Below are 14,007 nucleotides of genomic sequence, written 5' to 3' on the forward strand. Positions count from 1 at the left end.
AGCATAGAATATCAACCAGTTAGCGCAGGCTCTATAAGAGCCATTCCCCTAGGCCCAAAGCAATATCTGCTTCGGGCCTTTTTTTGGCCTCAATTACGAAACGATGCGAATACCATCTTCCTCTATCGTAATTTTTCCTTGCTTATATAAGCCACCGATTGTTTTCTTGAATGTCCCTTTGCTGGTACGAAACGCAGCAAAAATACTTTCCGGTGATGATTTGTCATTCAAAGGTAGGAAGCCTCCCTTCTTTTCAAGAAGATCCAATACTTTTTGACTCAAGTCATCCATCTTAGCAACACCGATTTTCTGCAAAGAAAGGTCTACTTTGCCATCTTCGCGAATACCCTTGATATACCCTTTGAGTCGTTTACCTACAAACAATTTACCAAAGACATCGGATTTGAAGATCATACCCCAGTGTTGGCCTTCCACGATCGCCTTAAAGCCTAAGTCACTGCGCTCAGCAATAATTAAATCGACTTGCTGATTACGCTGGTAATTCGCAGGTGTCTTGTCTAGCAGTTTGTTAAATTTAGTCGTACCAACAATTCGACCAGAGGCTTTATCTGTGTATACGTACACTAGAATGGTTTGGCCTTCCGAGTAGCGCGAACGCTGCTCACTAAATGGGATTAACAGATCTTTGCCTTTTATTCCCCAATCAGCAAAGGCACCAGTACTGTTGATTCCTTGAATCTTCATCAACCCCCACTCGCCCACTTGAGCAATTGGGGTTTCAGTTGTCGCAACCAGCTGATTATCAGAGTCGAAATATAAGAAAGCATCAATAAATTGACCTACTTCGGTGCCTTCTGGAACAAGCCTATTGGGTAGTAGGCTAGTGCCGTAATCGCCTGCATCGAGAAATACGCCAAAATCTGCTTTTTTACTACTTCTAAGTGGTTTATTTGACCAACTTTAATCATTTCAACTGTCTCTTGCTAAATTTGCGGTGATTATACCGAAACTCTGTTATGCTTTCGCCAGATAATTATATTTTTTTCAGGAGTATTCTTTGCTCACCGTTGATAAGCAGGACGGCATCACTCTTAAGATTTCCCACGCTATGGCTTCATCCAAGAAGTCAGATCTTGACCTCTACTTTTTCATTCCTGGCGAGCTCGGCCTAACACCAGATGTACTCAAAGAGAACGAGATTTATTACGAGTCCATCGTACAGAAACGTGCCTACTTTAGTGACAAAACACTATTGCCACTCGTACACAGCCGTTTGGCAAAACGTGGACGCCTGTCTTCGACTCAATATCGTGTTAGTTTGAGTTTGTTTGCCTATCAGTATGTGATTGCATTGGATAAAGCCGTCAATGAACTCAATAAACATAATTCAGACGTTGTAACCACCGATGAAGTGGATGAAGTTATCGAGTTGGCATTAGATATCTTGAAAAAGTTAAGACGAAGCATTCCTTACGAGGAAAGCATCAAGCGCTACTACGCTAACATAGACAACTATCTTTCTTGGTATACAGGCCAGCGTTTTCTATCTCTCATCGCCCACATGCCACGAGACAATGACTATAAGACTATCAAAGATCGACTCTTGGCTATTGTTGAGAAAGAAGCGGCACACCGTAAGCTTAACAATTACAACTCGAAAAGCGTTCGTGACGACGTAACCCGTCTCAGTAATAAAATGCGCTTGCTGCGCCGCTTGATTGAACACCCCGTTGTGTTAAAAGCAAACACTCAATCACTTGGAAAGAACATGAAACGAGTGGTCAAAGGCTCGGCAACCGGCTTTGTCATGGTGTTTGTCACCATTACAGCGATTCTCGCACGGGACTATTGGGGAGAAATCACCGTCTCTTTCATCATTTTGATGTCATTTGTGTATGCGCTGCGCGAAATATTCAAAGATGATCTTCGCGATGTCATGTGGCGATGGATTCGTAAAGGTCGACCAAAATGGCGCCAATACTATTTGGACCCAACGACGAACAAAGCCGTGGGCCAAAAGTTAGAGTGGTTAGACTATAAAAACATCCTTAAGCTGCCTGACCGCATCCAGAACATCCGCAAGAAACGTGTTGTGCAACGCGAAGAGCAAATCCTCCACTACCGTTCTGAAACCGAGATGTCAACGTCCAAATTTATGAGCGGTTACGAAGAAACTCGAGAGTCCATGATGCTCAGTATGAGACCATTTATGCGTTTGATGGATAAGGGTTCGAATAAAGTTTACACACTAAACAACGGTCAGGTCAGCAAAGAATCCGTTGAAAAGCGGCATCTGATTAACCTCATCGCCAAAGAAGATAGCCATGATGGAACACCTCATTATTATCGTTGGAAAATTGTTCTCAATCGAAACAAAATTGTGGCCATTGAGCAAATTGAGATAGATGACGTTAGTCACCCATTTTCTTCAATGACAGAGTAAGTTGAAACTCTGCCATCGGCTCGTCACCATGTAAGCTTGGACAAACCGCGGTAATCCTCACTGGCTGATTAATTCGCTCTCCGGTCTCCATTGTTTGATCCAACATTTTGTCAATGACTGCCCCATCGTTGCAAACAAAGTGAACGTCACCCTCTGGCCGTTTGAGGAATTGCCCGTCAACCGCTTTAAAGGCCAGAGATACTTTATGCCCTCTGTCTTGAGCTTTGCTCATCGCCATAAACCCACCAGCTACATCTGCTCCGACCGCCAGCACACCGAAATACATACTATCAAGATGGTTCTTAGTTTTTCTTTTGAGGGGTATTTTTACTTCAACTGAGTCAGAATCGAGTTTGAGTATTTTTGGCCGACACAACCAAATCAAGGGGACTTTAAAGAATCCGAAAAGTTTAAGGTACAAATTGGCTTTAGTAAGTGGAGAAAGCATTTAACTGGTCCGACATGTCACTCTGTGTATCCCTAGTTCATAACGAACAAAGGTTGATGTCAACATTTTGTTAACATCAACCTTTTGAAGTTATATCGAAGTCACCTATTTTCAGGTTACGACGTCACAGCAACTTGGATGTAAGCATGCTCAATAATGTATTCCCGTATTTTACTGTAGCGAGCAAGTCCACTAGTGACGACCAATACAGGCTTAGAATTGTGATTTGCCGCTTTGACTGCCATATCCACTAGAGCGATAACGGCTTCGCTCTGAGGGTCGAACAGGTGTTGCAAATCTTCACTGAGCCTGTCGACACCAAGCGTAAACTGAGAGAGGTTCTCTAGATTAATAACTAAGCCATCGAAGTAATGTAACAATCGCTCTGAGAGCAGCGCAGCAGACGGGACATCAACGGTATACAAAACCTTCAACCCGTTTAAACCTCTTGGCAGCCCCTGCTCTGCCAGTAAATCAATAATCTTGGCTGCATCAGACAATGCTCTGACAAATGGAACCACAATCTCAACTTGTACGCCTTGCTGCTGCAACGCCTTGAGGACTTGACACTCCAGAGCAAATGCATGACTAAACTTAGTTTGAGCGTAACGAGATACACCGCGCAAACCTAATGCTGGGTTGACTTCTTGTGCTTCAGCTTTCCCACCGAGAAGTGAGCTCAATTCGTAACTATCCGCATCACTTAACGCAACACGCACAGATTGATGGTTGGGCTTCACCGACTGCATAATTCGTTCAGTTAACGTGGCGACAAAATGGTCTTCCATCGAAACTTCGCCAAGTATCGCGTCAATAGAGCTGAGTTCAACGTCACTCAAAATGGACTCAACATTTCTATAGCATGGGTGGTAGAAAATAATTTCTGAGACTAAATCGGAGAGAGAAACAAAGAGGTGTGTGCTTTCTGAAGACGATTCTTCACCCGGTATTGCATCACCTAAATTGAGTCGTGATTGCCATTCATCTGAAGTATTAATGCTCATTACTGCTCCGTGCATTTTATTGTTTGATTCTTTCCTGAACATACCGACAGAACCAAAGTAAAACAAGTTAAAATGCATTTTTATAAACTTTGAATGCATAATCCCTCACCCACTAAAGGTGGGCACGCCAAGAATGAAGATAAGAGGTTTATTCCTAATGATGTTTCCGTTATCTTTACCGCTTCGCAATAAAAACAACAGGCTTTCGTATGCCACTCAAAACCGATGAATTAAGAACCCAGCCATTGGGTCCAATGCCAACTCCGGCAGAACTTGGACACGCCCATCCAATTACGGAAGACGTAGCAAAACGCATCGCTGAATCTCGCCGCCAAATTGAAAAAATTCTTGTAGGTCAAGATAATCGCCTGTTAGTCATTGTCGGGCCTTGCTCAGTTCATGACACTGAAGCCGCACTTGATTACGCTAAACGCCTAGCGGAGGTTCAGGAGCACTACAAAGACGAATTGTTTGTCGTCATGAGAACCTATTTTGAGAAGCCGCGCACTGTTGTTGGTTGGAAAGGCTTGATCACTGACCCTAACCTAGATGGTTCTTATGCATTAGAAACGGGCCTAAATAAAGCTCGTAAACTTCTTCTAGATATCAACAAACTCGGATTAGCTACGGCGACCGAGTTCCTAGATATGATCACTGGCCAGTATATCGCTGACTTAATCACTTGGGGCGCAATTGGGGCACGTACAACCGAGTCACAAATTCACCGTGAAATGGCTTCAGCTTTATCATGCCCTGTCGGGTTTAAGAACGGTACGAATGGCAACATTAAGATAGCGATCGATGCAATTCGCGCATCTCACGCCTCACATTACTTCTACTCACCAGATAAAAACGGTCGTATGACTGTGTATCGCACCAGCGGTAACCCGTTCGGGCACGTGATTCTTCGGGGAGGCGAAAAAGGTCCCAATTTTGATGCAGGATCTGTAGAAGCGGCCTGTCAACAACTTGAAGAGTTTGGTTTGCCTCAGCGCCTAGTCGTCGATTTCAGCCATGCCAACTGCCAAAAGCAACATCGCAAACAACTTGATGTTGCGAAAGACATTTGCGAGCAGATCACATCTGGCAAAAATCAGATTGCGGGAATCATGGCAGAAAGCTTCATTATCGAAGGCAATCAGCCAATGAAAGACATAAGCAATCTTACATACGGTCAGTCAATCACCGATCCATGTTTGAGCTGGGAAGATACATCAACCATGCTAGACATGCTGGCAACCGCCGTTAAATCACGCGGTTAAACGAGAGGAATAAGAATAATGCCATCTTTTGATATTATATCTGAAATTGATACGGTTGAACTACGTAATGCCGTAGATAATGCGTCACGAGAATTGTCTACTCGCTTCGACTTCCGCGGCGTGGATGCATCATTTGAAATGCAAAAAGATGAATCTGTGCGCCTAAATGCTGAAGGTGATTTCCAGCTAAAACAAATGCGCGATATTCTTCGCTCACACCTGACAAAGCGAGGAGTCGACGCCAATGCAATGGAAGCAAAAGCTGAAGAGGCTTCCGGTAAGAACTGGCATCAAATTGTAGTTTTCAAGCAAGGTATTGATACACCAACAGCCAAGAAAGTCGTGAAGGCAATTAAAGATGCGAAGCTAAAAGTGCAAGCGTCAATTCAAGGTGAAAAGGTAAGAGTCACAGGTAAAAAACGTGATGATCTACAAGCAACTATTGCTATGATTCGCGAAGCTGACCTAGGCCAGCCATTCCAGTATGATAACTTCCGTGACTAGCTAATGTGTTCCATTGGGATTTATCTAACAACAAGCCCGCACTTTGCGGGCTTGTTTTAATATAAACAAAATAACTAAACAGAACCTAATCTAATATGTGTATCATTGTTCTTGAGCAAATTATATTGAGATGAATCCGGTTCGACCAATATGACCACTCGTAACTTTTCACTTCTTGCGTTAACCAGTCTCTCAGATAAATCCACGTCACGATGATATTCTTCCCTTTCAGCATCTCTTCTAATGAGATCCACGAACTCAAACGGGCAACCTTTGTCAAATAACACGAGCTCTGCTTGCTGCATCATCCGCAACGCTTTGAGAGGAAGAAGCTCGACATCATTTCCATAATCTATCCACGTCACCATGCCTTTATCGTCAATCTGATTTCCAAACATGCTCAAATAAATATCTTCTAGCTGTGAACGTTGAGTCGCCAGTTCAGTGTCTGGGTGATCGAAGAATGACTCCCAAAACTTACGTCTGAGGTCAACAGAAGGTAAACGACGCTTGATATCGCTCCGCTTTGACGCCCCGAAATCCGCGAGTAGTGACAGGTTTTGTGGCAAAATGGCCTCAAACTGTTCTCGAATGTTACGTACCAGCACGGGCGATGCCCCACCACTGGAAATGGCGATTTGAATTCTCCCCCGATTTATCATTGATGGGGTAATAAAGTCACAATAGGGCTGATCATCCACCACGTTGACAAGTAAACCCAACGCTTTAGCATCATGATAAACGCGATGATTAAGCTCTGGATTGTCCGTTGTAGCCCACACTTGAGTGTATGTGCGCTCTAACAATTCTTCCGAATAAAAATTCTGTATCCACAAACACTCGTTACTTTCCACGATTTTTTGCAAATAAGGTTCTATTTGAGGTGACACTATGGTGACGTTTGCACCTGCGCGAATCAGGCTGTCGACTTTTCGGCACGCGACCTCTCCTCCACCAACCACCAGAACGGGCTTGTCGGTAAGGTTCATAAACAGAGGAAAATACTGCATTTCTATCCTTGGGCAATGATACGAACTGTATGAAAGATACTACCAAAGATGGGGCACATCGATAAACCCAACAATGACAATCGCATAATTTAAAACCAAAATTAATATTATTTACAGAATTATCTTTTAAACCTACTGAAATGAACGAAATGTAAATATTATGTAAACAGTAAATTATGGTGAGTATCTACGTTTGCACCATTATTGTGATGTCTTGCACTATTTACATTCGATTAACATTTGGTCATCCTAATTAAAGGTCAGATTGGTAAATTACTTTAATTAATCTTTTTAAATTATATAGTTGAGAATTTACTGATCCTTTCCTACGCTTATAAATGGTTGATTTATATACAACTCAAATTTGAGTAATCAGCCGATAACTATTGAAACACAACAATTTTTTCATTCGTTGTATCAGGTGTTACCTGGTTTAACATGGATCATACAGGAAGGATACAAATGGCGAACAAACTCACACTTCTTGCTTCAGTAGTAGCTGCTTCAACTGCGCTGATGTCTACAAGTGCTTTTGCAGCAGATAGCACTCTGGATAAAGTGACTAAGCAGGGTTTCCTAACTTGTGGTGTAAGTACAGGTCTACCAGGATTCTCTAACCCCAACTCAAAAGGCGAATGGGAAGGTATTGACGTAGAGTACTGTCAGGCACTTGCTGCGGCCGTGCTTGGTGATAAATCAAAAGTTAAATATGTCCCGCTAACCGCTAAAGAACGCTTCACCGCACTGCAATCTGGTGAAATCGACGTTTTATCTCGTAACACAACATGGACTTTACACCGTGATACCGCTCTGGGTCTGAACTTCGTAGGCGTTAACTACTACGATGGTCAAGGCTTTATGGTTAAGAAGGATCTTGGCCTTAAGAGTGCAAAAGAACTCAATGGTGCATCAGTTTGTGTTCAGTCTGGTACAACAACAGAGCTAAACCTAGCTGACTACTTCCGCAATAATGGTATGTCATACAAGCCTGTAGTATTCGATACAGCAGCTCAAACTTCCAAAGGTTTCGATGCGGGTCGTTGTGACGTACTAACGACTGACCAGTCAGGTCTGTACGCACTTCGCTTAAACCTTCAGGATCCAAGTTCAGCTGAGGTACTACCGGAAATCATTTCTAAAGAGCCTCTTGGCCCTGTAGTGCGTCAAGGTGACGATCAGTGGTTCAACATCGCTAAATGGACGCTTTCAGCCATGGTGAATGCCGAAGAGTATGGCATCTCGTCGACAAATGCTGACGAGATGCTCAAATCTAAAGATCCAAACGTTAAACGTATTTTGGGTGTCGAGGGCCCTAAAGGCAAAGGCCTTGGCATCCGCGACGATTGGGGCTACCAAGTTGTTAAACAAGTGGGTAACTACGGCGAAAGTTTCGAGCGCACTGTAGGTAAAGGTTCTCCACTACAAATCTCACGTGGTGTAAATGCACTATGGAATGCGGGCGGCTTTATGTACGCTCCACCAATCCGTTAAGCAAAACATAACAACAAAATGGGCGGTATAAGCCGCCCTTTTTATAAAATGGATTTGAGGTTATAGCTGTATGAAACCGACTAATACTGTTGCGTCGAAGACGGATAACGGAACGACTTCTAACGCGAGCCTTTTATACAATCCCACCTTTCGATCAGTCGTATTTCAAATCATTGCGATACTAGCTCTGGTCTTTTTCTTCTACACAATAGTCAATAATGCACTGACTAACTTGGAAGCACGTGGTATCGCCACGGGTTTTGGGTTTTTGACGCAAGAAGCAGGCTTTGGGATTGGCCTAACGCTGATTGAATACGATGAAACTTATTCTTATGGCCACACATTTATTATCGGCCTCCTCAACACTGCCTTAGTTTCTGTGCTCGGTATTATCCTTGCTACAGTGATTGGCTTTGTTATGGGTATTGCTCGCCTGTCATCAAACTGGTTAGTCAGCCGACTTGCCGCTGTTTACATTGAGACATTCCGCAATATCCCTCTTCTTCTACAGATATTCTTTTGGTATTTCGCCGTCTTACAAGCGCTACCTTCAGCAAGGCAAAGTCTCAGCCTTGGCGAGGCCATTTTCTTAAATGTGCGTGGGTTGTATTTCCCATCACCAATTTTTGAAGCTGGTTCAGCAATTGTTGTTGCTTCATTCGTGATCGGGCTCGTTGCCACTGTCTTTATCCGTATTTGGGCACGTAACAAACAACGTCTGACAGGCCAACAAACGCCAATGGGTCGAATTGCGTTGGGGTTGATTGTTGTTTTCCCAACAGTGGTCTACTTCCTTATGGGGTCACCTATTTCAGCAGAATACCCTGAGCTCAAAGGTTTCAACTTTCAAGGTGGAGTTAGCATCATCCCAGAGTTGGCAGCACTGCTACTGGCTTTGAGTATCTATACCGCATCGTTCATCGCTGAAATTGTACGTTCAGGTATCAATGCCGTTAGCCATGGGCAAACAGAAGCAGCAATGTCACTTGGCCTACCCCGATCTAGAACATTGAAACTCGTTATTGTTCCGCAAGCACTGCGAATCATCATTCCACCTCTGACAAGTCAATATTTAAACCTGACCAAGAACTCATCGCTTGCGATGGCCATTGGATACCCGGATTTGGTCTCTGTATTTGCTGGTACAACACTCAACCAAACAGGTCAGGCAATTGAAATCATTGCGATGACAATGGCCGTTTATCTATCATTGAGTTTGATTACCTCAGCTCTGATGAATATCTATAACCGTAAAGTTGCTTTGGTGGAGAGATAGCATGAAAGTACATCAATTTCAGCCGGACCTGCCACCACCAGCGAACACAGTCGGTATGGTCGGATGGCTACGCAAAAACCTATTCAATGGACCGATAAACTCCATCCTGACAATTGTCTTGGCTTATTTAGCGATATCGCTTCTGTGGACAGTGTTTGATTGGTCAATACTCAAAGCCGATTGGGTGGGTACGACTCGTGACGCATGTTCTCGTGAGGGCGCTTGCTGGGTATTTATCAGCGTACGATGGGAACAGTTTATGTATGGTTTTTACCCCCAAGAAGAACTGTGGCGCCCTCGACTGTTTTACTTTACGCTTGCCATTTTTACCATATTGCTTGCGTATGAGAAGACACCAAAACGTCTTTGGATCTGGCTGTTTTTCGTCAACATCTACCCATTCATCATTGCGGCATTACTTTACGGTGGTGTGTTTGGACTAGAAGTTGTAGAAACGCACAAGTGGGGCGGATTGCTGGTTACTTTAATCATTGCGTTGGTCGGTATCGTGGTGTCGCTACCTATTGGTGTCGCACTGGCGCTGGGTAGACGTTCTGAAATGCCAATAATTCGAAGTATTTGTACCGTATACATTGAGATTTGGCGTGGCGTACCGCTTATCACTGTTTTGTTTATGGCATCAGTGATGCTGCCATTGTTCCTTGCAGAAGGCTCTGAAACCGATAAACTTATCCGTGCTCTAATCGGTGTAGTTATGTTTAGTGCAGCTTACATGGCAGAAGTGGTCCGTGGTGGTCTTCAGGCGATACCGAAAGGTCAGTATGAAGCGGCGGATGCATTAGGGTTAAGCTATTGGAAAAGATGGGCTTAATTGTTCTTCCTCAGGCGTTAAAGATCACTATTCCATCTATTGTGAACACCTTCATTGGCCTGTTTAAAGACACCAGTCTAGTACTTATCATTGGTATGTTTGATGTACTGGGCATTGGCCAAGCGGCTAACACTGACCCTGAATGGTTAGGGTTTGCCACTGAAAGTTATGTATTTGTCGCGTTAGTGTTCTGGGTATTTTGTTTCGGCATGTCGAGATATTCGATTTGGCTAGAGAACAAACTTCATACCGGTCACAAACGATAACCAGAAAGCTCAAGGACGTATTATGACGCAACAACAAGATTACATGATCCAAATTAAGGATATGAACAAGTGGTACGGAGAGTTTCACGTACTGAAAAACATCAACCTTGATGTCAAAAAAGGCGAAAAGATCGTTATCTGTGGTCCTTCAGGCTCAGGAAAATCAACCATGATTCGCTGTATCAACCGCCTTGAGGAGCACCAAAAAGGGCAGATTATCGTCTCTGGTAATGAGTTGACCGAAGACTTAAAAAATATCGAGGCGGTTCGTCGTGAAGTCGGTATGTGTTTCCAACACTTCAACCTATTTCCCCACCTGACCGTATTGGAAAACTGCACACTGGCACTGATTTGGGTGAAGAAAATGCCCAAAGAAGAAGCCAAAGCCATTGCGATGAAGTATTTAGAGCGGGTTAAGATCCCTGATCAAGCAGAGAAATACCCGGGCCAGCTTTCTGGTGGTCAACAACAGCGTGTGGCTATCGCTCGGTCGTTATGCATGAGCCCTCAAGTGATGCTGTTTGACGAGCCAACATCAGCACTTGACCCAGAAATGGTACGCGAAGTGCTCGATGTTATGGTTGAGTTAGCCGAAGAAGGCATGACTATGCTCTGCGTGACTCACGAAATGGGCTTCGCGAAAGAAGTCGCAGACCGTGTGATTTTTATGGATGCCGGTGAAATCATCGAAGAGAACAACCCTGTCGACTTCTTCGAAAACCCTCAGTCGGATAGAACACAAAACTTCCTAGCACAAATCTTAAGTCATTAACAAATCATGAGTTAATAATCCAAGAGGCGATTCAGTTCGCCTCTTTTTATTTGTTATATTGTGTTACATATTTCATAATACACAACTTTGTATTTCTATTATCATTTATCCAACTGCATACATTGATAGGGCTTGATTTTTTTACGGTTCACCCTCATAAATGTAGTTATAAACATAAAACCTCACGAGGAAGATTATGAAAAGCCCTATGTTTACGCACTCTTCAAGTGGCACTAGTACACTTGAAATCAACAAGACCCTTAAAAATACGTATTTTTTGCTATCGATGACACTAGTGACCAGTGCTATCGCTGCAATGGCAACAATGGCTATTGGTATTTCACCAATGATGGCGCTTGTTATGCAAATCGCAGCCATTGGTATTCTTTTCTTTGCAATCCCAAGAAGCATTAATTCTTCAATGGGTATTGTATGGACGTTTGTCTTTACAACGTTGATGGGTGGCGCACTGGGTCCAATGCTAACCTATTACGCCTCTATTGCTAATGGCCCTTCGATCATTGCACAAGCACTCGGCCTAACTGGTATGGTGTTCCTTGGCCTATCGGCATACACAATCAGCAGTAAGAAAGACTTCTCTTTCATGCGCAACTTCCTGATAGCGGGACTTATCATTGTTATCGTGGCGGCAATAATCAACATCTTTGTCGGCTCAACAATCGGGCAACTAGCGATCAGCAGTATGTCAGCTTTGGTTTTCTCAGGTTTTATTTTATATGATACAAGCCGTATCGTACGTGGCGAAGAAACTAACTACGTCAGTGCGACCATCTCAATGTATCTAAATATTCTGAATCTGTTTACTAGCCTACTTAGCATTCTAGGCATCATGAATGACGATTAATTCGTAGACTCAAGTTGGTTAAATAGAGCCCGGAATGTGAAACTTCCGGGCTTTTTCTTTTCCTACATATTGTTGTTCTAACCTAAGCTGCGCTACCCTATTCCCTATCTGAGTTTTTGAGACCTAAAACAATGTTTGAATACAACGGCAAATCAATCGAGACCGATGCACAGGGCTACCTACTCGATCATACTCAGTGGGAAGAAGGTATGATTCCAATACTTGCTGTACAAGAAGGTATCGAACTGACTGACGCTCATTTGGAAGTGGTTCATTTCGTTCGTAATTTCTACGAAGAATTTAATACATCTCCGGCGGTAAGAATGTTGGTCAAAGCGATGGAAAAAGCACACGGTCCAGAAAAAGGCAACAGTAAATACCTGTTTAAGCTATTTAAACAAGGGCCCGCAAAGCAAGCAACTAAACTTGCTGGGTTGCCCAAACCCGCTAAGTGTTTATAAATCCTTAGGGCTATTTGAGGGTTTACAGGTCAAGCCATAGTCAGTGAGTACGAGGAATCTATGCGTAATATCCATCAGCCAATGACTCGGCAACGTGGACCCATAAGCCCTATAACATAAAGTACTGAGCTGCCAATCGGCGGCTCTTTTATTTGCTTTTCATTCCCACTTCCCTGAGAATACTCAACCTTTCAAAACCAATCAATTGGCTAAACATATGACTCCAGCTATTTATCTTGAAAAAGGCCGTGATAAATCCTTAAGACGTCGACATCCTTGGATTTTCTCTCGCGGTATTCGCAAAATTGAGGGGGAACCTTCATTAGGTGAAACAGTAGACATTTTTACTCATGACGGTAAATGGCTGGCGAAAGGCGCTTACTCTCCTCACTCTCAAATTCGTGCCCGCGTTTGGAGCTTTGACAAAACCGAGATAAACGAAGACTTCTTTGTTAAGCGTATCCAAGACGCACTATTGCTCCGTCAAGATGTCATCGAGCGTGATGGCCTCACTGGCTATCGATTGATTGCAGCTGAGTCAGACGGTCTGCCCGGTATTACCATCGATAAATATCAAGATTATCTAGTTTGTCAGCTTCTAAGTGCAGGCGCAGAATTCCAGAAGCAATCGCTGATAAATGCTCTCCTAAAAGTATTCCCGCAATGTAATATTTACGAACGTTCGGATGTAGCGGTACGCAAGAAGGAAGGCTTAGAAGAACGCACAGGTGTTTTACACGGTGATGAGCCACCAAAGTCTGTTGTTATTGAAGAGAATGGCGTCAAAATCAGCGTTGACATCGTTGGCGGACATAAAACAGGTTTCTACTTAGATCAACGCGACAGCCGCCAACAAGCGATGAAGTACGTCAAAGGCAAAGAAGTGCTTAACTGCTTCTCCTATACTGGCGGGTTCGGTTTATACGCGCTTAAAGGTGATGCGAAGCGTGTGATTAACGCAGATGTCTCTCAGCCAGCACTGGACACAGCGAAATTCAATGCCGAGATTAATGAATTCGATATATCTAAAAAGCGCGCGGTGTTCCTCAATGCTGACGTGTTTAAGTTACTACGTGAATATCGCGATCAGGGTACCAAGTTCGATGTTGTCATCATGGACCCACCAAAGTTTGCAGAGAGCAAAGCTCAGATCAATGGCGCATGTCGCGGCTACAAAGACATCAACATGCTGGCAATGCAGATTCTAAAACCTGGAGGAACGTTGTTAACATATTCATGTTCAGGTCTTATGGACCAAGTCCTTTTCAAAAAATCATCGCCGATGCTGCAGTCGATGCAGGCAGACAAGTCAAGTTTGTCGAGCGCTTTGAACAAGCTGCAGATCACCCTACTGATACCGCTTACCCGGAAGGTTTTTACCTTAAAGGGTTTGCTTGTAAAGTTATTTAAGC

Annotated in this window: 11 protein-coding genes and 3 pseudogenes; 10 read left to right on the forward strand and 4 right to left on the reverse strand. The window is 43.5% G+C overall.

Going from position 1 to position 14,007, the window contains the following annotated elements; translation table 11 throughout:
* Positions 1-93 precede the first annotated feature (93 nt).
* A pseudogene (locus KW548_10750) lies at positions 94-929 on the reverse strand (GntR family transcriptional regulator).
* A gap of 89 nt (positions 930-1,018) precedes the next feature.
* Here KW548_10750 and KW548_10755 point away from each other — a divergent pair.
* Positions 1,019-2,404 (forward strand): hypothetical protein, encoded by a 1,386-nt coding sequence (locus KW548_10755; GenBank protein ID QXX05684.1) that lies wholly within the window; start codon positions 1,019-1,021, stop codon positions 2,402-2,404.
* Here the strand turns inward: KW548_10755 and KW548_10760 are convergent.
* The gene (locus KW548_10760; protein QXX05685.1) at positions 2,373-2,852 is read right to left on the reverse strand and encodes a DUF4442 domain-containing protein; all 480 of its coding nucleotides are present in this window, start codon (positions 2,850-2,852) and stop codon (positions 2,373-2,375) included. The genes KW548_10755 and KW548_10760 overlap by 32 nt on opposite strands.
* 116 nt (positions 2,853-2,968) lie before the next feature.
* Positions 2,969-3,856: a phosphoenolpyruvate synthase gene (locus KW548_10765; GenBank protein QXX05686.1), complete on the reverse strand. Its 888-nt coding sequence runs from the start codon at positions 3,854-3,856 to the stop codon at positions 2,969-2,971.
* Positions 3,857-4,065: 209 nt separating this feature from the next.
* Here KW548_10765 and KW548_10770 point away from each other — a divergent pair, with 209 nt between their 5' ends.
* Together KW548_10770 and KW548_10775 are read left to right on the forward strand one after the other, a co-directional pair.
* Positions 4,066-5,118 (forward strand): 3-deoxy-7-phosphoheptulonate synthase, encoded by a 1,053-nt coding sequence (locus tag KW548_10770; protein QXX05687.1) that lies wholly within the window; start codon positions 4,066-4,068, stop codon positions 5,116-5,118.
* Positions 5,119-5,136: 18 nt separating this feature from the next.
* Positions 5,137-5,622, forward strand: coding sequence for a YajQ family cyclic di-GMP-binding protein (locus KW548_10775; protein ID QXX05688.1), 486 nt, complete (start codon positions 5,137-5,139; stop codon positions 5,620-5,622).
* 74 nt (positions 5,623-5,696) lie between these two features.
* Here the strand turns inward: KW548_10775 and KW548_10780 are convergent, their stop codons facing one another.
* A complete protein-coding gene (locus tag KW548_10780) occupies positions 5,697-6,632 on the reverse strand; it encodes a siroheme synthase (GenBank protein QXX05689.1) in 936 nt (311 codons plus the stop codon).
* A gap of 462 nt (positions 6,633-7,094) precedes the next feature.
* Here KW548_10780 and KW548_10785 point away from each other — a divergent pair, with 462 nt between their 5' ends.
* The 7 genes and pseudogenes from KW548_10785 to KW548_10815 all read left to right on the forward strand — a co-directional run bounded on the left by KW548_10785 (position 7,095) and on the right by KW548_10815 (position 14,005).
* Positions 7,095-8,123, forward strand: coding sequence for an amino acid ABC transporter substrate-binding protein (locus tag KW548_10785; GenBank protein QXX05690.1), 1,029 nt, complete (start codon positions 7,095-7,097; stop codon positions 8,121-8,123).
* 70 nt (positions 8,124-8,193) lie between these two features.
* Positions 8,194-9,399 (forward strand): amino acid ABC transporter permease, encoded by a 1,206-nt coding sequence (locus tag KW548_10790; GenBank protein QXX05691.1) that lies wholly within the window; start codon positions 8,194-8,196, stop codon positions 9,397-9,399.
* Position 9,400: 1 nt separating this feature from the next.
* Positions 9,401-10,497, forward strand: a pseudogene (locus tag KW548_10795) (amino acid ABC transporter permease).
* Between the two features lie 22 nt (positions 10,498-10,519).
* Positions 10,520-11,269 (forward strand): amino acid ABC transporter ATP-binding protein, encoded by a 750-nt coding sequence (locus KW548_10800; GenBank protein QXX05692.1) that lies wholly within the window; start codon positions 10,520-10,522, stop codon positions 11,267-11,269.
* Between the two features lie 196 nt (positions 11,270-11,465).
* Entirely contained in the window at positions 11,466-12,134 is a 669-nt protein-coding gene (locus KW548_10805) for a Bax inhibitor-1 family protein (GenBank protein ID QXX05693.1), read from the forward strand.
* Between the two features lie 131 nt (positions 12,135-12,265).
* Positions 12,266-12,595 (forward strand): TusE/DsrC/DsvC family sulfur relay protein, encoded by a 330-nt coding sequence (locus KW548_10810; GenBank protein ID QXX05694.1) that lies wholly within the window; start codon positions 12,266-12,268, stop codon positions 12,593-12,595.
* 217 nt (positions 12,596-12,812) lie between these two features.
* Positions 12,813-14,005: pseudogene (locus tag KW548_10815) on the forward strand (class I SAM-dependent methyltransferase).
* The last annotated feature ends 2 nt before the right edge of the window (positions 14,006-14,007 follow it).

Origin of the sequence: Vibrio neptunius, assembly GCA_019339365.1 — a bacterium.
Classification (GTDB): domain Bacteria; phylum Pseudomonadota; class Gammaproteobacteria; order Enterobacterales; family Vibrionaceae; genus Vibrio; species Vibrio neptunius.